This is a genomic window from Leptothoe sp. ISB3NOV94-8A (assembly GCF_043421595.1).
Lineage (GTDB): Bacteria > Cyanobacteriota > Cyanobacteriia > Phormidesmidales > Phormidesmidaceae > Leptothoe > Leptothoe turfae.
Genome location: NZ_JAXSQW010000001.1, coordinates 3104363 through 3124546 on the forward strand (window position 1 = coordinate 3104363; position 20184 = coordinate 3124546).

At 49.9% G+C, this 20184-nt stretch carries 16 protein-coding genes; 14 read left to right on the forward strand and 2 right to left on the reverse strand.

The genetic code is table 11. The features are described from left to right. Positions 1-2 precede the first annotated feature (2 nt). Genes SPB21_RS13320 through SPB21_RS13335 form a run of 4 tightly spaced genes read left to right on the forward strand, consistent with a single transcriptional unit; the run spans position 3 to position 5542 of the window. Positions 3-1235, forward strand: a complete 1233-nt coding sequence (locus SPB21_RS13320) for a Pvc16 family protein (RefSeq protein ID WP_499062346.1) — start codon at positions 3-5, stop codon at positions 1233-1235. Then, complete coding sequence (locus SPB21_RS13325; protein WP_499866808.1) at positions 1232-3232, forward strand: ATP-binding protein; 2001 nt, start codon at positions 1232-1234, stop codon at positions 3230-3232. The genes SPB21_RS13320 and SPB21_RS13325 overlap by 4 nt, the downstream gene beginning before the upstream one ends. Further along, positions 3229-3621 carry a hypothetical protein gene (locus SPB21_RS13330; protein WP_499866809.1) on the forward strand — a complete coding sequence of 131 codons (393 nt, stop codon included), beginning with the start codon at positions 3229-3231 and terminating at the stop codon, positions 3619-3621. Before SPB21_RS13325 ends, SPB21_RS13330 begins: the two co-directional genes overlap by 4 nt. Beyond that, on the forward strand, positions 3614-5542 hold the full coding sequence (locus SPB21_RS13335) for an eCIS core domain-containing protein (RefSeq protein ID WP_499866810.1): 1929 nt from the start codon (positions 3614-3616) through the stop codon (positions 5540-5542). Before SPB21_RS13330 ends, SPB21_RS13335 begins: the two co-directional genes overlap by 8 nt. A 77-nt stretch (positions 5543-5619) precedes the next feature. On the opposite strand, the gene SPB21_RS13340 is transcribed toward SPB21_RS13335, so the two are convergent. Continuing rightward, positions 5620-6063 carry a DoxX protein gene (locus SPB21_RS13340; RefSeq protein ID WP_163668127.1) on the reverse strand — a complete coding sequence of 148 codons (444 nt, stop codon included), beginning with the start codon at positions 6061-6063 and terminating at the stop codon, positions 5620-5622. A gap of 135 nt (positions 6064-6198) precedes the next feature. Beyond that, entirely contained in the window at positions 6199-6732 is a 534-nt protein-coding gene (locus SPB21_RS13345; RefSeq protein WP_163698189.1) for a TetR/AcrR family transcriptional regulator, read from the reverse strand. A gap of 411 nt (positions 6733-7143) precedes the next feature. On the opposite strand from SPB21_RS13345, the gene SPB21_RS13350 reads away from it, so the two are divergent. The 10 genes from SPB21_RS13350 to SPB21_RS13395 all read left to right on the forward strand — a co-directional run bounded on the left by SPB21_RS13350 (position 7144) and on the right by SPB21_RS13395 (position 20165). Continuing rightward, entirely contained in the window at positions 7144-9123 is a 1980-nt protein-coding gene (locus SPB21_RS13350) for an eCIS core domain-containing protein (protein ID WP_499866811.1), read from the forward strand. Positions 9124-9395: 272 nt separating this feature from the next. Beyond that, complete coding sequence (locus SPB21_RS13355; RefSeq protein WP_499062339.1) at positions 9396-10052, forward strand: CIS tube protein; 657 nt, start codon at positions 9396-9398, stop codon at positions 10050-10052. Continuing rightward, positions 10052-10372, forward strand: coding sequence for a LysM peptidoglycan-binding domain-containing protein (locus tag SPB21_RS13360; protein WP_163668119.1), 321 nt, complete (start codon positions 10052-10054; stop codon positions 10370-10372). Before SPB21_RS13355 ends, SPB21_RS13360 begins: the two co-directional genes overlap by 1 nt. Beyond that, on the forward strand, positions 10365-11507 hold the full coding sequence (locus tag SPB21_RS13365) for a hypothetical protein (RefSeq protein WP_499866814.1): 1143 nt from the start codon (positions 10365-10367) through the stop codon (positions 11505-11507). The genes SPB21_RS13360 and SPB21_RS13365 overlap by 8 nt, the downstream gene beginning before the upstream one ends. Continuing rightward, complete coding sequence (locus tag SPB21_RS13370) at positions 11507-12040, forward strand: phage baseplate assembly protein V (RefSeq protein ID WP_163668115.1); 534 nt, start codon at positions 11507-11509, stop codon at positions 12038-12040. Before SPB21_RS13365 ends, SPB21_RS13370 begins: the two co-directional genes overlap by 1 nt. A gap of 39 nt (positions 12041-12079) precedes the next feature. Continuing rightward, a complete protein-coding gene (locus SPB21_RS13375) occupies positions 12080-12403 on the forward strand; it encodes a hypothetical protein (RefSeq protein WP_499866815.1) in 324 nt (107 codons plus the stop codon). Beyond that, positions 12403-12762 carry a GPW/gp25 family protein gene (locus SPB21_RS13380; protein ID WP_499866816.1) on the forward strand — a complete coding sequence of 120 codons (360 nt, stop codon included), beginning with the start codon at positions 12403-12405 and terminating at the stop codon, positions 12760-12762. The genes SPB21_RS13375 and SPB21_RS13380 overlap by 1 nt, the downstream gene beginning before the upstream one ends. Before the next feature lies 1 nt (position 12763). After that, complete coding sequence (locus SPB21_RS13385) at positions 12764-15244, forward strand: putative baseplate assembly protein (protein WP_499866817.1); 2481 nt, start codon at positions 12764-12766, stop codon at positions 15242-15244. Next, positions 15241-17910, forward strand: coding sequence for a putative baseplate assembly protein (locus SPB21_RS13390; RefSeq protein ID WP_499866818.1), 2670 nt, complete (start codon positions 15241-15243; stop codon positions 17908-17910). Before SPB21_RS13385 ends, SPB21_RS13390 begins: the two co-directional genes overlap by 4 nt. Then, complete coding sequence (locus SPB21_RS13395; RefSeq protein WP_499866819.1) at positions 17907-20165, forward strand: hypothetical protein; 2259 nt, start codon at positions 17907-17909, stop codon at positions 20163-20165. Before SPB21_RS13390 ends, SPB21_RS13395 begins: the two co-directional genes overlap by 4 nt. Positions 20166-20184: the final 19 nt, after the last annotated feature.

Genomic DNA, 20184 nt, shown 5'->3' on the forward strand with positions numbered 1-20184 from the left:
CCATGAGTACTGCCCTTGCGATTGGTGCTGTTACAGCCGTTCTTAGAGGTGTATTAACCAATCGGCTGGCCAGTGTTTCGGGGAACTTGGGGGGAAGTACGCCAGATGTTTCTGTACTCCCACCTGACACTGTGCTGGCATCGAATGAAGTGAATGTGCCAGATACGCTGAATTTGTTTCTCTATCGGGTAATGCCCAATGTGGGCTGGCGAAATATTGGCTATCCAGCCAGGGATTCCCAGGGAGAACGGGTGAGTTGTCCACCGCTGGCTCTAGATTTACATTATTTGCTGAGTGCTTACAGTCAGGTGCCATTTCGCGCTGAGGTGATGCTGGGCTACGGCATGCAAGTGTTGCATGAAGCCAGTGTACTCCCCCGTGAGCTGATCAGTGCAAGGCTTTCGGACTTAGTTAATTTTCCTGAAAATATTCTGGCTGCATCTACCCTGGCAGAACAAATTGAAATGATAAAAATCACCCCTGAAGGGTTGAGTACAGAAGAGATTTCAAAACTGTGGTCAGCTTTTCAGACAAATTATCGGCCAACGGTGGCTTATCACGTCTCTGTAGTACTTATTGAAAGCGATCGCACTACTCGCTCAGCACTGCCTGTACGGGAAAGCCAGGTATTCGTTATGCCTTTGAAGCGCCCGGTAATCAATGCAGTACAACCTCAGTTGATTAATCCGAGTGGGACACTCACCATTCAAGGCTACAACTTGCAGGCAGATGAGCTCAGGGTACGAATTAATGGAGACACTCAGATAGCTCCAACAGCAGACAATATAAATGATACAGAGATTTCTGTTGAATTGCCCAATACGTTACAAACTGGCGTAAAAACCGTCCAGGTTGTTCACTACATTAATTACGAACCCAATGACGAAGATCCAGCAGACTTGCGAGAAGGCTTTGAGTCAAATACGGTTTCCTTTATTTTAAGGCCTGAGATTTTTAGCATTAATCCAGACCCAGTAGCACAAAATCAATCATTGACTCTAACCGTTGTTACCCCTGTCAGTGAGCGGCAACAGGTGCAGCTGCTTCTAGGCGATCAATCAATTTCTAATTTTCAGCTAGTGGGTGCTTTACCAACGACGACACTGACGTTTGATATTCCGGCTGATTTCACTCCAGGTGAATATTTGGTGCGGTTACGGATTGATGGTGCTGAAAGTGAATTACAACCGGAAACAGGTTCCTATTCTGCCCCAACCGTTACTGTAAGCCCATGATGCCGACTGACCAGGACTGGCAAACCACCAATCAACACCGTCTAGCCACGGCGTTAGAGGATGTGTGTCAATGTTTGCGGACTTACATAAAACAGCGTCAGGGAGAATCGGTTAATCAGGAAACAGCGGCTCCTACAGAAATATTAGAGAACTCTACAGCCAATCAGCCGGTATCTGCTCTGGATTATTTATGTGATGCCTTTGGGTTAACTCACTTTGAACGCCAGGTGTTGTTGCTCTGTGCTGGGGTAGAGCTGAGTGCGTCTTTGACCCAACTGTGTGGAGCAGCCCAGGGTGAACGATTTATGTACCCGACGTTTAGCCTGGCATTGGCGGCCTTTCCAGAGGCTCGCTGGGACGCGCTGGCACCTGTGTCACCGTTGCGCCGTTGGCGGCTGATTGAGGTGGTTAACAGTGATAGTTTGACCCAGAGTCGCTTACGAATTGATGAACGGGTGCTGCATTATTTAACCGGAGTGCCCTACCTGGATGAGCGTTTAGATGGCCTGATCTATCGGTTGCAGGCTCCTGGTTATTTATTACCGTCTCAGCAACGGATCGCCCAAGAAATGGCTGATATTTGGTTGGAGAGTCAGCTATCGGTTCCGATCATTCAGCTATGGGGTGGACAGGATGTGGGTAGCGCGATCGCAACCACCGCCTGTCAAGCCTTAGGCACCGTCCTGTATCGTTTGCGGGCTATGGATATTCCGGGTGCGATCGCAGAGCGCGAAGCCCTGGCCAGACTGTGGGAACGCGAAGCCGTCCTCAGCCGGAGCATATTGCTTTTGGACTGTAGCCAGCTGCCCGCCACCACTTTAAAACAAACCGTTATTCCATTTGTAGAGAGTTTACAGACAGACCTGGTGATAGTCGGCACCGATCCAGTTGTCATCGGCGATCGGGCTATGATTCACCTGGAACTACCCAGGTCGAATTGGTCAGAGCAGCGACAGCTATGGCAGCAAGCCCTCAATACCCACGCCTTAGAGGTCAATGGCCACCTGGATAGTTTGGTCTCTCAGTTTCGGCTCAGTGCTGTGAATATCCAGTCTGTCTGTGCTGAAGTCAGTCGTTTACCTAAGCCTCATTTAACGAAGAATCTAGCTGAAAATCTCACCGAGAACCTGGCCGAAACCTTGAATGCAAGACTTTGGGAAACCTGTCGCCTACAGACCCGGCCCCAGTTAAATGATCTGGCCCAGCGGATTATCCCTAAAGCTACCTGGAACGAATTGGTACTGCCAGAGCGGGAACAACAAATGCTGCGAGAAATTGCCGCCCAGGTGAGGCAGCAGGCTAAGGTATACGACACCTGGGCCTTTACCACTCGGGGCTCCCATGGTCTGGGCATTACGGTTCTGTTTGCTGGCCCTAGCGGCACCGGTAAAACCCTGGCAGCTGAAGTGATTGCCCATGAGCTGCGGTTAGATTTATATCGCATCGATCTGAGCCAGGTGGTAAATAAATATATTGGTGAAACAGAGAAAAATCTGCGGCGGGTGTTTGATGGGGCCGAAGCGGGTGGCGCTATTTTGCTGTTTGATGAGGCCGACGCCCTGTTTGGTAAACGCAGTGATGTCAAAGATGCTCGCGATCGCTATGCCAATCTTGAGGTGAGTTATTTACTGCAGCGGATGGAAGCCTATCGAGGGCTAGCTATTTTGACAACAAATTTAAAGAAGGCCCTGGATACTGCATTTCTGCGCCGTCTGCGCTTTGTGGTGCAGTTTCCGTTTCCCAGTGTGGAACAGCGGCTGGAGATTTGGCGGCGAATTTTCCCGGAGCAGATGCCGACCCACGGGTTAGATTTTCATCAGCTGGCCCGCTTAAATATTACTGGGGGCAATATTCGTAACATTGCCTTGAATGCTTCATTTCTAGCGGCAGATGCTGATACACCAGTGACAATGCATCATTTATTGCGAGCAGCGAAAACTGAGTATTCTAAGCTTGAAAAGACACTGACAGATACGGAAGTGAAGGGATGGGTATGAGCGGAGACCACCAGGGGCAACAGCCGACCGTAGAGAATATGGGCAATATGGTTGACAGCTCCCATGGGTCTTCCTTTGAGTCGGTGCGGCAGCCAGTTGAATCACAGACGTTTAAGTCTCAATCCCTCCCTCCCTATTCTTTGAATCTGCATATTGATCGGCTCACGCTGCATGGATTTTCGGCTTTGGATCGCGATCTCATTGGGGCAGCGCTGCAAGCAGAATTGGCTCGGTTATTTGCTGAGCAAGGCATGCCGCGAGCGTTAGAGCAGGGAAGAAGCATGAATCAACTGAATGGGGGATCGTTTGAAATGGCGACAGATATCCCTCCCCGAGTAATGGGGACTCGCATTGCGCAATCGATTTATCAGGGCTTGGGCCATGGGTAAGCAAGCACAAACACACATCAAGACAGAATTTCAGCCGTCCGTGACTTCAAAGTCATCGCATCTATTACAGCGCCAATGTGGGTGTGAAAGGTCTTCAGGGCTAGGGCATCGGGGTGGGTCTGGCGGTCAGTTACTGACACTGAAACAACAGGCAAGCGAGCGAACAGAAGCCAAAGAAGCACCACCAATTCTACATGAGCTATTAGGAACACCCATGCTAAAAATTCAGCCGAAGCTGAAGATTGGGGGACCGAATGATAAATATGAACAAGAAGCGGATCGCATTGCAGATCAAGTAATGCGGATGCCAGAACCTCAGATTCAACGCCAAGTTGACCTGGAGGAAGCTGATGAAGACATTGTTCAAGCCAAGCTCCGTTCTGCGCAAACGCCTCCTGCCATTCAGTGCAAATGTACTCAGTGTGAAGAGGAGGAAACGATTCAACCAAAAGCGACACCCTTAATGCAGAGACAAGTCGAGTCTGAGGAGGAAGATGAAGAGACGCTTCAAACAAAAGAATTACCAGGCAGTACACCTGAAGTCACACCAAACACTCAGACTCAAATCAATACCCTGCGCAACCTTGGAAAACCTTTGCCAAAATCTTTACGGGCATTCTATGAGCCAAGATTCGGCATGGATTTTAGTGGCATACGAATTCATACCGAACCCTCTGTCAACAAAATTGCCAGTTCACTGAATGCGCGAGCATTCACACTTGGTCAGGATATTTTCTTCAACCAACAAGAGTTTCAACCTGAGACAACTAGCGGGAAACAGTTATTGGCTCATGAATTGACCCACACAATACAGCAAGTTGGAGGACATTCTCGTCTGCGAGTGAGGCAATCTCGCGATGAAGCCGCTTATGTGAATACCAATAACACTACGTCTGCAAACGATGAAGCCGCTTATGTGAATAACAATACCGCTACGCCTGCAAACAACACCACATTTCACCCACCATTATCTCATCATCCAACACTGTTGACAAAACCGATGATTATGCGGCTGTCACTAGAGCGCTTTAAGAAACGTCTTGGTTATGCTGAGAAGAATGATGAGAATGAACCCGACAAACAGAAACATACAAAGCAAGAGCTTGTTATCACTGAGTTGTTTAACCATCCTACATTCCAAAATCTTTGGGACTGGTTAGGAAATTGTAAATGTCAAAGAGGAGATCACGGGCCAATCAAGCTGCGTATACGTCGTACATTCAGCGATAGTGCTCAGACGTTTGGTGGTTTCGATCAGAAACGTGGCATCCTGACGATTAATCCGAAGATACGGGCAGCCAGAGATAATCCTCTGGAACTGGTCGACACTATTGTGCATGAGGTAGTTCACGCTATCTCTTGGGCCAGACGTAACCGGTTATGCCCTGGTCAGGCTCTACCGCTTCAAAAATTAGATATCATTAATCCACCGGGCGAGAAAACTCTACTAGAGAAGATTCAATCCCGTAGGGATCCCTGTAAAAGAAACCGATTTTCTACTGCTCAAGAACCTCCTAAAGAGCTTAATCTTGTGAATGTCAAAGGCAAAATAGCAGAATTAGATCAATTTGAGAGATCTGGACCGAGTGCAAGCGACCCATGTTATGGATTTCAAGACATTCGAGAAGAACCCCAAGTAAAAATTATTCAGATTATTGATGATATTCAGCAGAAGACCAATGTTGGAGAATCAACCAGAACAAAGGTCAATCAGATTCTTCGCAAAGATCTCCGGCAGGCAAGGCAAAAAGCTGATGCGTCTGCAGAATTTGCAAATTTGACACAGAGAGGCGATCAGTTTTCCTGGATTCTTGAACGAGCACCAAAACTCCAAAAATTTATGCAATGTCGAGACAAAGAATGTAGTAAGCCGCGGCGCAAACGTGATACCGAACGCTGTTTTAACGAAGTGTCTGAATAAACAAAAGTGCCCTATTATTGTCTGTATAGACACTATCTGGCATTTTCAGGTGAATGCCAGATAGCATCCAATAAACTCTATAGAATTTGGCGAGATGCTGTATCCTCTTGAGACAGATGACGGCGACCTAAGACAAACAGCTGATCACGCTCACGCAATAGAAACAACGCAATTAACGCCGCCAATGTGGGAATGGCTGCCCAGAATAAATAATTAGGCGCTGTGTATGGATCAACCAAATTTTTGAGTGAAACGAGTACTGAAACAGCATGCATTCCCAGCAGCAAGCCATAGGTCCAGGTCTTCAATAAACCCGCCAAAAAAGTTAGAACAATCGCTAACTGTAGAATCCCTATAACAGCCGAAACAGATCCTGTCACAGGTGAGGAGTAGTAAGATTCAGCAACGGCTTGAGTGATTCCAGGCGCAATTATTTTTCCAATTGCCCAAACCAAGAAAAAGGCAGCAACACTAATGCGGATTAAGAACAGAGAGATTTCTAAAGGTTTGTCGGTTTTCATAATAGCCTCCTTTGGGCTCATAGAATTAGGGGGAGGTAGGGAAAAGATTTGAGGCCAGCTTTCAACAAAGTATGCGCCAAGTATGCGCCAAAGACTGACCTACATGTATGTAGATAAACGAGACAAAAAAATCTATCAGTCGTAGATGAAACTCTTCAACGCTTGACCAACAATTTGAGGATCACCCTCAAGTCTTGCCAGCAACAAGGAGCCTTCCGCTGTGCTAACGAACCTGAGTGCCCTATTTTGAGCATCGGTTTCTCCCATTGCCACAAACTGCTTAGTGAGCCAGGCTTGAAGGTCCTTAAAATACAGAGTAAGGCGACTTCTCACGGCGGGACTCACTGATTGCAATTCTGCCGCCATCATTCCACACAAACAGAACTTCTCGTCCTGAATGTAGGCTTGAAAAGAATCGGCCACTGCTTGCAATCGTTGTTGTGGCGTATCGAGATTGTTATCGAAAGCATCAAGGGCGGTACTTTGGACTTCATAAACGCGGTCAACCAACGCCAAAGCCAGGTCAGCCTTAGCTTTGAAGTGGTAATGTATGCTTGAATTCTTGATGCCGATAGCATCAGCCAAATCAAGATAACTGAAGCCATTGAACCCCTTTAATTGGGTTAAGTGCTCCGCCACGTCCAAAATTTTTGTCCTCGTATCGCTCAAAGTGATTTCAGTATCTATCTACATGTATGTAGTTTACTGTGGATCACCAAAAAGTGCAAGGCAATAATTTGGGAGTGATTTACTTTATCGTAGGCTCGACGTTCAGGGTATCGTTTTATCCCCAGCTATCCTTCGTTGCTTGCGTTTGGCCATCGTCTTTGACCTCCAAACTCTACACCCTTATTTTATCCAAACAAACTTAGATGGAACTAGGGTTAGATGGAACTAGGGTTAGGCATTGCCCACTAGCCTTAATTCAAGGATATCCCTTTCTAGGGAAATCATCTTCCTGCCCATCCACAACTGGGCGGGATAGGCAAAGGTTTGTCACGAATGACGCGATCGCTCTACCTAACCTGATTTAATTGGGGAGGTTAGGGGATGGCTACAGATAGCCTGGAGGACTAGCCCATGCGATCGCTTGTTCAAGCTCAATCCTTACAACAACCATCTTTCACACCTATGCCGCCAGGATTTCTGCAACGGAATTGTGGCTGTGATCAGTCAGTGGGAGTGTCCGAGAAGGAGAGCCAATTTCAGAGTCAGCAGCATCGACAACGTCCCTCTGTATGGCCCCCAGCGTTCTCTAAAATGTCACCTATTTTGCATGAGGCGTTGCCATCACTCAGTCCTAAAACTCAGTCCAGACTGAAAATAGGACAGCCCAACGATAAATATGAACAGGAAGCCGATCGCATTGCTGATCAGGTTATACAGATGCCAGGACCTAGTTTGCCGCGGCAAATAGGCCCTGAGGAGGAGAAAGAAGCAACACTGCAAGCAACACCCATCGCTGGTCAAATTTCCCCTCTGATTCAAAGACAGGTTGATTCGGAGGAAGAGGAAGAGGAAGACGCAACCCTACAGACCAAACGTTCTTCTAACCCATCAATCAATGCTACACCTGCCATTCAATCTGGGGCTCAGGCTATACAGCAAAGTATTGGACAACCCTTACCTTCTAATGTCCGAACATTCATGGAACCTCGCTTCGGCCAGGACTTTTCAGGCGTCCATATACACACGACGGGGCAAGCTCCCCAACTCGCCCACAGCCTTAATGCTCGCGCCTTTACTGTGGGCAACCACATCGCCTTTGCGCAAGGAGCCTTTAACCCTCACACATCAGGTGGACAAAGCCTGATTGCGCACGAGTTAGTTCACACCCTACAGCAAGGCAAGGGGGCATCATCCCACAACACGTTACAGCGTGCCCCAGACAATACGAACGCCAGGCCAACTTGTACCCAAAGCGAAGAGGAAGAAACGGAGTTAAATCGTGCCCGCCGTCCCCTGATCCACTCCATTCTGACAGGATGGCTGCGCAAGGTTGAAAATAAAAACCTCAAAGTGGGCCCCTTACGCCGTTTACGAGCCAGACGTGCCCGCCGCATTTGCCTGCTATCTCTCTGTGGCGACTCAGACTTTAGCCTCACCGACAACGCATTAATCCAGAAACTACAAGCGTTTGATCTCGCAACGGATAAGGGCAAAGCCTACGGTGTCTGCAGCAGGCTCGGCAATGTCAGCGCACCCACAGACACTGCCACACCACAAGAAGATGCAGAGGAAACAGAGGAGACCATCTGCCCTGACTTCAAAATGCCACCAGCCAGCCAGGGCAAGACTCTCTGGGTTTTAGGAGATTTCAAAAAACCCGCTGTCTGGAACAACCAACATCGAGAAGCGAAAGCCATGGTGGGTGATCATACATGGAGCCCATCGACTGAGGATTTTCGAGCAGCAGCCGGTGGGAAAGGAGAGGTGATTGGTAGCGTTAAAGCGTTGGCAGATAAGATTAAGGCCCAGGGTAAAAAAGGCGTATCTGAACTCAACCTCGTCGGTCATGGCAATGACTCTTATCTGGCACTCAGCGGCAAAATCTTTCCCCCTGGGGAAGAAATTATTGACGAATATGGCGATGAAGATGAGAGGCCAATTAGTACAGCCAGGGTTAACTTTAATGAGACAGGTCTCGTAAATGGCTATGCGCTGAGCGTTGATGGTGCCGCTGGCATGGATTTGAAGCCATATTTTGCACCTGGGGCTGTCATTAATCTCTATGCCTGTAATACGGCAACTCTCTCAGTTCTGCCAGCTGGTATAGCCAAACAACTCTGTACTGTGGTTTACAGGAGTGACGATACCATTAGTTACTGCCCCCACATCAACAACAAAAATCCGAAAAAGCTAAAAATTGTAAGCCGTAATAAAGTTTATGTTGAAGGGACAGGCACTGAAACTAGTTCGAGCACCACTAGAACCTGCCAAAACAGTCAAAAAGACGGATTTGAGGCTTTAAAGCTCCGTCAGGTTAAGCCAGGAGCCTTAACACAAAAGAGACGAAAGCAGCCTATCAGTTTGGATTTTGATGATTTGAGTTCTCTGTAAAACTCTTCGAGAAAGGGGAAATCGACACCAGCAACAATGATTTGTTCTGCTTGATTAACGTAAGTTACGAATTTGTTCAATAAGTTTCATTTTTAGTCAAATTTGTAGCACTGTTTGTTGTTCTAAAGCAGATTCGGTAGCTTCTGAGTAAAGTTAAATCACACAGTTGTATGGCATTTTAGGTTTACACCTATAACTAGGATCATCAGCTCCCAGGGTTACATTTTCAGAGTCATTTGAGCAAGTTCTTGGCCCCTTAAGACAATCGTTTAATGACTACTCCAATCTCACCTCTCTTAAAAAAGGGCGGGCTTGCCCAGGTTGATGCAGATAATGGTCAACTGCTAAGGCTGATCAATTTTCAATTTAATCCCGAAACCTTCAGTCGTTCTTTGCAAGTGCTGCGGGTGGAGTCGGGGGATAGTAATCGGGCAGAAGCACTGCGATTAAAAGGCCCTGCTGCCGAAACCATTAACTTGGAAGTTGAATTTGATACGGCGGACCAGCGTGAATTTCCGCAGCAGAACCCGGATGCGGTTGAATTTGGCCTTTATCCGCAGTTAGCGGCGCTGGAAACATTGATTTACCCCAGCACCAGTCAACTTCAGGCTAATCATCGTTTGGCCCAGGCAGGAACGTTAGAAATTACCCCAATGCAGGCCCCGTTACTGTTATTTATTTGGGGAAAACAGCGTATATTGCCCGTCAACCTCACAGAGTTTAGCGTTACCGAAGAAGCCTTTGATTCTTTCTTAAATCCGGTACGGGCCAAAGTCAGTCTGGGTATGCGGGTACTCAGCATTTTTGATATTCCCGTTGAAAGCTATGGTGGGGGACTATTTATGAGCTATCTAGAACAAAAAGAACAGTTTGCAACCAAAATACCCCGTGGCAGTTTCAATAGTTCTGGCATAGGAGGCTTGCCCTAATGAATGACATATTTCCTCCCACCAGTCGATACCATACTATTGAAACCAAGACGCTTGAGGGTGAGACAGGCCAGTCTGTAGCGTATTTGTGTCGTCGATTTGTTCCGCCACCAGAACGATTTGCCCTATTGCAAGAACATACCGTCAGGGACGGAGAGCGACTGGATAATCTCACTGCCCAGTATCTAGGTGACCCGGAACAGTTTTGGCGAATATGTGATGCCAACGGTGCCATCCGTCCCAATGACCTGACCGCAACCACGGGGCAAAAGCTGCGGATTACTCTGCCTGAAGGTATTCCAGGGGCAGCTAATGATTAGGGGTAGTCAGCACCTGCTTACCCTCATGGTGGGACCGGCTGTACCAGTACCAGTCCCACAAACTGTTTTGGATGCCTTAACAGAAGTCTCAATCAGCATTTCGGCACGCTCCGCCAGTGGATTTCAATTGAGTTTTGAAATTAGCAACAATTCCCCCTTGCAAACCCTTTTCTTGCTCTCTGGAGGAGCAACGATTCCATTGTTAAGAGTGGTTATTGTCGTCACAGTCAATGGCACACCTCAGGTACTGATTGATGGGGTAGTTAAGGAGCATTCAATTGCACCTGGCGTTGGCAGCCAGCCAGCCACATTGACGATTATGGGCAGCGATCTCACTGAAGTGATGAACTACCCCCGGTTTAGTAATCCGCCGGGTACTCCTTTTCCAGCAATGCCGCCGTTTACTCGAGTGCTGACTATCCTGGCCAAATATGCTGCTTTGGGGATTATTCCTAAAGCACTACCCAGTGTTTTGTTAGATGTGCCGCTACCAACCGACCGGGTGCCCCAACAAAAAGGTACCGATCTGGACTATATTCAACAGCTTGCCGATGAGGTGGGCTATGTGTTTTACCTTGAGCCAGGACCAGCTCCCCTGACTAGCTGTGCCTATTGGGGACCTGAAATAAAAGTGGGTCAGCCTCAACCGGCATTGAATGTAGATATGGACGCTTACACCAATGTGGAATCTCTCAGCTTTCGATTTGATGATAGTGCAAAGGTGTTGCCAATTGTGACAGTTCAAAATCCCACAACAAAAGTTCCGATTCCCATCCCTATTCCTGATATTACACCATTAAATCCTCTCCTGGGGGCCGTGTCGCCTATCCCTCAACAGTTTGAGGTGATTTCTGACTCAGCTAAATATTCGCCTGTACGAGCTACCATGATGGGTCTTGCCAAGGCAGCTCGTTCTGCCGAAGCGGTAACTGGCTCGGGCAGTCTGGATGTGTTGCGCTATGGCCGCTTGCTAAAAGCAAGAGAATTGGTGGGGGTGCGGGGGGCAGGTGTGGCCTTTGATGGATTGTATTACGTTAATAATGTTACCCACACCATCACCCGTGATGCCCACAAGCAAAGTTTTGAACTCTCTCGCAATGGTTTAGTATCCACTGTTTCCCAGGTGCCTGCATAATGAATGGACAGAAGTTTTATGGTAAATATCGCGGCACGGTGGTCAATAACGTTGACCCTGAACGACGGGGACGTCTTCAAGTATCAATAACGGATTTTTCGTTGTTGCCATCTACCACCTGGGCCTTACCCTGTTTCCCTTGGGCTGGACCGCAAATGGGGATGTATTTTATTCCGCCAATTGGGGCTGGGGTATGGATAGAGTTTGAACAGGGTGATCCGGACTATCCGATTTGGGTGGGCTGCTGGTGGGGGTCTACACCGGAGGTGCCAACCACGGCGGCGGGACAAACGACGCCTGGAACTCCAGTAGCGGTGATGCAAAGTGTCACCCAGGGAGCTGTGGTGATTAGCGATGCTCCAGTTCCTCCGATGACGGCACCGGGGGTGATGGTCAATAGCGGACCGGCTTCTTTTATTACCGTTGATGCTAGTGGCGTGACGATTACAGCACCTACCATCACGCTCAAGGCGACGACGGTGAATATTACAGGCATTACGGATATTAATGCGGGGGCTTTAAAGGTGACTTAGCAGTACAGAAGGGAGTGTATAGGGAGGAATCAAAGAACAATGCCAGGATTTATTCTGCATCAAGGAGCAACGGTGTTGTGCAGCCATGCTGGACAAGCTCAACCCACATCGGTAAACCCTCGGGTGACGGTGAGTGGTCAGCCGATTGTGACTCAGCCGACGGTCTATGGAATTGCGGGATGTACGCTGCCGCCGCCGCCAGCGGCTAATGGTCCCTGTGTGACGGCCCAGTGGGTAACCAGTTCAACTCGGGTGACGTCCATGGGTATTCCTGTGTTGTTGTTGGATAGTCAGGCAATTTGTACCCCAACAGGCACTCCGTTGATCATTGCGGCCACCCAGGGGAGGGTAAGTGCGATCTGATGGTGACAGATTTTCCCTTCCACATTGATCGGAGTCGAGGGCGCACAGCTCTGACCGATGGGTCAGGTCACATTCGTGATCTAATCGAGCAGGTGTTGTTTACAGCGCCTGGGGAACGGGTAAATCGACCGGACTTTGGGAGTGGGTTATTACAACTTGTGTTTGCCCCAAACAGTGACATTTTGTCGGCGGCAACCCAGGCCACGGTGAGGGGGAGCTTACAACGGTGGTTGGGGGATTTAATCCAGGTGGATGAGGTGATGGTGGAAAACGAAGCGTCTACCCTGCGTGTCACCGTGCGTTATTTGGTACGCCGTACCCAACAACAGCAGGTTGCACAGTTTACGCGGGAGGTGTGACATGCTGCGGTATTTCTGTTGTGATCATCGCCGTCGCGCTGCTGTTCTTGCCAGTGGTCTCAATGGCATTGATTATTTGGAGGTGCTTGATAATGATGCACCCAACAACAGTGATCGGCAGCTAATTTTATTGGTTTTTCTGTTAAAGCCGCTGGGGGCCAATGGTCTCGATGCTGACAATATTCAGATTGAGGGCGGCGAGCGAATTCGAGATATTCAGGTAACGGAGATTGTTACCGCTAATGACTCTGTAGAAATTCGACTGCGGGTTAATCAATGGGGAGATTATTCCACTTATACCCTCAAAATTGTTGAGGGTAACGGACCGCCCAACTGGCTAGATCCGATTTTGTCGGCGATTAATTTTTCGTTTAAGGTTGATTGCCCTAGCGATTTTGATTGCGAAACAGAACGAATTTGTTCTCCAGAACCAACGCCCACACCAGCCATTAATTACCTGGCCAAGGATTATGCTAGCTTTCGGCGGTTAATGTTGGATCGGCTGGCGGTGCTGATGCCCCAGGGATTTGAGCGGAATCCGGCGGATATCGGCATCGCCCTGGTGGAGCTAATGGCCTATGTGGGGGATTATCTTAGCTATGAACAGGATGCGATCGCAACCGAAGCCTATCTCGACACAGCCCGCAAACGCCCCTCTGTGCGTCGCCATGCCCGCCTTGTAGATTATTTCATGCACGATGGCTGTAATGCCCGCACCTGGGTGCAGGTACAGGCCAGCGGCAACAACAGCATTAACCTACCCCAGGGCACCCAGGTACTCACCCAGGTGCCGGGACAACCCAGGCTGATTCCACCGGATTCCTCCCAATACGAAATAGCCCTCGGGCAACGGCCTGTCATTTTTGAAACCATGACGGAGGCCGTCCTATTTCCCACCCACAATCAATTAGAGTTTTACACCTGGGGAGATCAAGACTGTTGTTTGCCCAAGGGGAGCACCCAGGCCACCCTTAGCGATCATTATCCTAATCTGAATGCGGGCGACATTTTAATTTTTGAAGAGATATTGGGACCCCGCACGGGACACCCCGAAGATGCCGACCCCAGCCACCGTTGGGCCGTACGGTTAACCCAGGTCACCTTAATGGCAGATCCCATCGGTGGACAGTTTGCTGAGCCCCCCAACAATGAGCCGGTAAATGTCACCCAAATCACCTGGGATGATGCCGATGCGCTACCCTTTGCCCTATGTCTGTCTGCCCAGGCAGATGCCGTCCAGGGGGAACAGTTTTTAGCGAACGTTACAGTGGCTTTGGGTAATATTGTTCTCGCCGATCACGGGGCCACTATTGCTCAAGAATTTCTGGGTACCGTACCGTCGCCAACGCTGTTTAAAGTGCCCGTGGCAGCAGGCGATCGCTGTCAGCCAACGGTTCCCAATCCGGTTATTCCTAAGTTTCGACCGGGTCTGGCAACAGGCCCCCTGACCCAGGTCACCGCCTACACATCTCCCCCATCATCTGCCCAGGTGGCCTTCCAACGACAATTGGGAACGGCCTTACCGGCCATTACGTTGCAGAGTGAACTCAGCAGTCAGCCAGCGACATGGCGACCCGTCAGAGATTTACTGAGTAGTGGGCGTCAAGATTTGAACTTTGTGGTCGAAACTGAGAATGACGGTAGTGCCAAGATCCGCTTTGGAGACGATCGCTATGGGCTACACCCCAGTCCAGGGACACGATTTAGTGCCACCTATCGCATTGGCAATGGTCTCGCGGGTAATATCGGAGCCGATACCTTAGCCCATGCAGTGAGCGAGCTAGGCACAATTCAACAGATTCGTAATCCGTTGCCTGCCCGAGGGGGGCAAGCCCCAGAAAGCCTTGAACAGGTGCGTCAGGCTGCGCCCTATGCCTTTAGGGTGCAGGAACGAGCCGTGACCCTGGCGGACTACGCTGCTGCTGCTGAACGGCACCCAGAAGTGCAAAAAGCTGTGGCCACATTTCGCTGGACAGGGAGCTGGCGCACCGTGTTTGTTACCGTGGATCGTCTGGGGGGGAGATTAGTTGATGCTGAGTTTGAAACAGAGCTACGAGAGCATTTGGAACGATTTCGGATGGCGGGCTATGACCTGGAGGTGGATGGGCCGCGATTTGTCTCTTTGGAAATTGAGATGTTGGTGTGTGTGCATCCCAATTATTTTCGCAGCGATGTTAAGGCAGCGGTACTACAGGTATTGAGCAATCGTAGACTGCCGGATGGTCGGTTAGGTCTCTTTCATCCCGACAATTTTACCTTTGGGCAGTCGGTGTATCTCAGTCCCATTTATGCTGCTGTACAGGCTGTTACCGGGGTGGCGTCAGCCCACATTAAACTCTTTCAGCGGCAGGGTATCCCCAGTAAAGAGGGCCTTGTCACTGGGGTGTTAGAGATGGATCGTCTGGAAATTGCCCGTCTCAACAATGATCCTGATTTCCAGGAGCAGGGAGTATTACGCTTGCAGATGGAGGCAGGGAAATGAACTCATTTTTGGCTCGGGAACTGCTGGCGTTAAATGACTGTGGCTGTTGTGATGGCATTGGCTTATATACGCCAGTAGAGGTGTTTAATCGAGCCGGGCTGAAAACTATCACCTACCGCGCTGGTGTCCATGGCCAGTTTAAGCAGAGCATGTTGGCCCAGCTATCTAGTGCGGAGCTGTCAGCCCTAAAGGCGCTGACAACCCGAGATGATGATGACTTTGCGATCGCACTCCTTGACGCCTGGGCCACTGTTGCTGATGTGCTCACCTTCTACCAGGAGCGTATTGCTCAAGAATCTTATTTGCATACCGCCACCGAACGCCTATCGATTCGACACTTGGCTCGCCTAATTGGCTACCAGTTACAACCGGGTGTCGCTGCCAGCACCCAGCTGGCCTTTACCCTGGATACTGCACCCGGTTCTCCTACCCAAATTACCCTGGACGCTGGTACAAAGGTGCAGAGTATTCCCGGCAAAGATGAGCTACCCCAGCTATTCGAAACCTCAACCCCCATCGAAGCCAGAATTGCCTGGAACAGCCTGCGACCCCGATTGACACAGCCGCAAACCAGCAGTTCTGTTAATCAGAGCGTTACCGTACAGGGAATTACCAACAGTCTCCAAAAAGGAGACAAACTCCTGATTGTCAAAGGCCCAAGCCGCAGTTTCAAAACTGTTTTTCGCGTAACCCTCGACCAGGCAGCCAATACCACTCGTCTGGATCTGATCTCGGGTGCACCACCGGCATTGCCTGGATTTAATAATCCCACCTTTCCCCCAGGTGTGGAACCTAACCAGCAAGTTCCCCTCACCCAGGCCCAAATCGATAGTCGCATTATTGGCAAAAGCTGGTCCCAGGAAGATCTGTTAGCCCTGATAGAAAACCAGGGATGGTCTGTAGACAGTCTCACAGAAACAATCGTTACTCAACAAACTGCCCCCCCTCAACCGGCAGAGATTTACGTTTTTCGCCTGAGTGCGCCCGTGTTTGGCCATAATGCAGCCAAACGAATTGAATATGACGATAGTGGTGATTATTCCACACCTGTTATCGAAAATGGCACGCTTAAGCAGATAGAATGGCAGCCTGCGGGGGAATCTGGCAACTGGTTATTTTTAGATAATGCCTATGAAGGCATTACCCAGGGTGGCTATGTGGCCATTCGCAAAGCCCCCAGCTCTAACCCTGTTATTACCACAATCAACCAGGTGAGTACCCTGACCCGCAGTGAGTATAATCTCAGCGGTAAAACCACTCGCCTGATTTTGGATACCGACTGGTGGAAGGCCAATTCCAATAGTTTTCACATTATCCGACGGACCCTGGTCTATGCCCAAAGCGAAGCTCTGTCATTGGCAAATTTACCAATAACAGAAGCAGTGCAAGGAGACACCATTACACTGGACAGCTTTTACCTGGGATTGCAACCAGGGCAGCCTCTTATTCTCAACGGGGAACGAGCCGATCTTCCTGGAGTGACCCAAAGTGAGGTTCTTACCCTAAAAACAATTACCATTCAAAGCGGCTACACCCAAATTATCTTACAAAAAGGTCTTACCTATCCTTACCGGCGAGATACTGTCACCATCAACGCCAATGTGGCCCCGGCCACCCATGGTGAGACTGTTCAAGAGATTTTAAGCAATGGCGATGCCAGCCAGGTGTATCAAACATTTACCCTGCGACAGTCGCCACTCACCCATGTCAGCAGTGATGCCACCCCCAGTGGTGCCCTCTCCACCTTAGAGATTCGTGTAAATGATATCCGCTGGCATGAAGCGCCCATGCTCTATGGCCAAACACCTCAAGATCGCAGCTTTATCACTCGCCTCACTGAAGCGGGTAACACCCTGGTGAAATTTGGGGATGGGCACACCGGTGAGCGATTGCCTACTGGCATTAACAATATCGATGCCCGATATCGTAAGGGCCTGGGTCTGGCAGGTAATGTCAGAGCTGATCAGCTGACCAATTTAATGTCTCGTCCCCTGGGACTGAAAGCTGTCACTAATCCCTTACCCGCTACCGGTGGGGACAATGGCGAGAGTTTGGCCAACGCCCGCGACAATGCGCCATTGACCGTACTCACCCTTGATCGGGTGGTGTCGCTACAGGACTTTGAAGACTTTTCTAGAGCCTTTGGGGGCATTGCCAAGGCCCTGGCCACCTGGACCTGGATGGGCCAACATCGGGGGGTATTTGTCACGGTGGCCGGTCCCAACGGAGAAGCCATTGAAGCTGAGCTGATTGCTAAACTGCTAAAACAATTGCAGAAGTCTGGCGATCCCCATGTGCCAATACAGGTCCAGTCTTATCGAGCGGCCAAATTTACGCTGGCAGGCAAGATTCAAATCAATCCTGATTTTCAGGCTGATAGCGTACTGGATGCCGTAAAACAGGCTATGCGCAGGGCATTCTCCTTTGAAGCCCGTGCTTTTGGGCAAGGGGTGGCCCTGAGTGAGGTTTTGGCGGTGATGCAACGTGTGACTGGTGTGGTGCATGTGGACCTGGATTTACTCAGACGCTATGGTTTGTTGCTGATCAACGGTCTGAAAAGGCCACTACCGGCAGCCGTACCTCAGCACGATGGTTCTAACTTGCTGGCGGCAGAACTGTTAACCCTGGACCCAGCGGCACTCGATCAATTGGGGGTACTGTCATGACGTTTGATGCAGAAACCCTTTACAAACTGTTGCCTGCCATTTATCGCATCCGTGATATCGATCAGGGAGAACCCCTGAAGGCGTTGGTTCAGGTATTGGCAAGGGAAGTGGCCGTTCTAGAAACGGATTTGGAACAGCTTTATGATGACCAGTTTATTGAAACCTGTGCCGAGTGGGTGGTGCCCTACATTGGCGATCTGATTGGGAATCGTCCCCTTTATACGAATTTGCCTCAATTCCCCAGTAATCGTGACCAGGTAGCAAATACCATCGGCTATCGCCGTCGTAAGGGTACGGCGGCCATGTTAGAACAATTGGCTCGAGATGTAACAGGGTGGCCAGCTCGGGTGGTGGAGTTCTTTGAGCTGTTGTCAACCACTCAGTCCATGAACCATGTCCGACAGCACAATCTTGTTACCCCCGATTTGCGTCGCTGGCAGGCATTGACCTATCTTGGCAGTCCCTTTGAAACAACGCCCCACCTGGCCGAAATGCGACGGATTGCCTCCCAACGGGGACGGTATAACATTCCCAATATTGGCCTACATTTATGGCGGTTACAGCCCTACAGCCTCAGTCTCTTTCTGAGTGCTGCTCGACCCGTAGTCCCCCTAGCCGATGGCCGCTACCGGTTCCATCCGGTGGGGCTAGATGCCCCCCTGTTTAACCCGCCTTTACCAGAAATTTTGTTTACCCTGGCCGCCCCGATTAATGTGCCAGATCCCTTGCCTCGTCGTGTGCTCTATGAGGAGCTGGAGGCCTGGCGACAGGCCATTGCCCATGGACAATCGTTTCAACCTGAGTACTTTGCTACGGGTGATTCCAGTCAGACTGGGGCTCGACAGCCGGTATTTGAGGTTGTTGTTGTGGACAATGGTGTAGAAACATCCATTCCCCCTGAAGAAATTCTCATCTGTAATCTGGCTGATTGGCGACGTCCACCCACAACACAATCTTATCAGCCCTCTGATCCAGACCAGGCTCCCGTCTCGTTGCCAATTCAAGTGGCTGTGGATCCACTGCTCGGGCGCATCTCTTTCCCACCAGAGGTAGTGCCGGAACAGGTTAATGTCGGCTACACCTATGGCTTTAGTCACGATGTGGGTGGGGGTCCCTACGACCGTGGAGACTCCGTTTTCCCCCTGTTGGAGCGTCCAGTCACCTGGCAGCGGGGTGTGAGTCTCGCTGCTGATCCTGCCGATGCCGATGTCGTACCGACATTAAGTGAGGCTATTAACCAGTGGAATGCTCGCCCCCCTGGCAGCTTTGGTGTTATTGCCATTATCGACAGCCAAACCTATGGAGAAGACTTTCCCACCATTAATATTCCTGAAGGGAGTCAGTTGTTAATCGTAGCAGCAGACTGGCCCCTGGTGCCCATAACGGATTCACCATTACTACAGCGCCAGCTGGGAGACTTAGCACCAGAATTCTTGCGTCCCCATTTACAGGGTGACCTGACAATAGCGGGAACTGCTCCCGACGGCAACGACAGCCCCGGCGAGTTGTTTTTGAATGGTCTTTGGATAGAAGGTTCACTTACGGTGCAGCCAGGTAATGTGAATCGAGTTCAATTAGATCACTGTACCCTTGTTCCCTTTACTAACACTGAACCGGTACCCCGTAGTCTGGCTGTTCAGGTAAATAATTCGTTGCTGACCGTCCAACTGGACCACACCATTACAGGCCCTGTCACTATTGCTGAAACGATTGAAGACTTAAGGGTGGTAACCAGTTTGGTGGATGGAGGAGGAGAGGTTGCGATCGCAGCCCCTGACACCCCCACCCATATCCAAACCAGTACCCTTGTAGGCACCACCACGGTACGCAGTCTGGAAGCCAGTAACAGCATCTTTACCCACACAGTTACCGTCCAGCGCCGTCAGGTTGGCTGTGTTCGATTCTCATCACTACCGCTCAATTCACAAGCCCCACGTCGTTACCAATGTCAGCCCAATTTAGCCCTGGCCGCCCTGGCCACACAACTCAACCTGCCTGCCATCGAAGACCCCGATCAGCAAGCCCAGATAGAACGCCGTCTATCCCCCCAATTTACTTCGCGACGCTATGGCGACCCGGCCTATGGTCAACTCAGTCAGCGCTGTGCAGAGGCAATTCGTCGGGGAGCCGATGACGAAGCCGAAATGGGAGTATTTCATGATCTCTATCAACCCCAACGAGAGACTAATTTACGAGTACGATTGGACGAATATCTACGCTTCAGCCTAGAAGCCGGCATTTTTTACATCACCTAGTGATTGTCTAGTACCTAGC

Coding starts and splice junctions, on each gene's coding strand:
- SPB21_RS13320 (WP_499062346.1), top strand. CDS start 3: ATGAGTACTGCCCTTGCGATTGGTGCTGTTACAGCCGTTCTTAGAGGT.
- SPB21_RS13325 (WP_499866808.1), top strand. CDS start 1,232: ATGATGCCGACTGACCAGGACTGGCAAACCACCAATCAACACCGTCTA.
- SPB21_RS13330 (WP_499866809.1), top strand. CDS start 3,229: ATGAGCGGAGACCACCAGGGGCAACAGCCGACCGTAGAGAATATGGGC.
- SPB21_RS13335 (WP_499866810.1), top strand. CDS start 3,614: ATGGGTAAGCAAGCACAAACACACATCAAGACAGAATTTCAGCCGTCC.
- SPB21_RS13340 (WP_163668127.1), bottom strand. CDS start 6,063: ATGAAAACCGACAAACCTTTAGAAATCTCTCTGTTCTTAATCCGCATT.
- SPB21_RS13350 (WP_499866811.1), top strand. CDS start 7,144: ATGCGATCGCTTGTTCAAGCTCAATCCTTACAACAACCATCTTTCACA.
- SPB21_RS13355 (WP_499062339.1), top strand. CDS start 9,396: ATGACTACTCCAATCTCACCTCTCTTAAAAAAGGGCGGGCTTGCCCAG.
- SPB21_RS13360 (WP_163668119.1), top strand. CDS start 10,052: ATGAATGACATATTTCCTCCCACCAGTCGATACCATACTATTGAAACC.
- SPB21_RS13365 (WP_499866814.1), top strand. CDS start 10,365: ATGATTAGGGGTAGTCAGCACCTGCTTACCCTCATGGTGGGACCGGCT.
- SPB21_RS13370 (WP_163668115.1), top strand. CDS start 11,507: ATGAATGGACAGAAGTTTTATGGTAAATATCGCGGCACGGTGGTCAAT.
- SPB21_RS13375 (WP_499866815.1), top strand. CDS start 12,080: ATGCCAGGATTTATTCTGCATCAAGGAGCAACGGTGTTGTGCAGCCAT.
- SPB21_RS13380 (WP_499866816.1), top strand. CDS start 12,403: ATGGTGACAGATTTTCCCTTCCACATTGATCGGAGTCGAGGGCGCACA.
- SPB21_RS13385 (WP_499866817.1), top strand. CDS start 12,764: ATGCTGCGGTATTTCTGTTGTGATCATCGCCGTCGCGCTGCTGTTCTT.
- SPB21_RS13390 (WP_499866818.1), top strand. CDS start 15,241: ATGAACTCATTTTTGGCTCGGGAACTGCTGGCGTTAAATGACTGTGGC.
- SPB21_RS13395 (WP_499866819.1), top strand. CDS start 17,907: ATGACGTTTGATGCAGAAACCCTTTACAAACTGTTGCCTGCCATTTAT.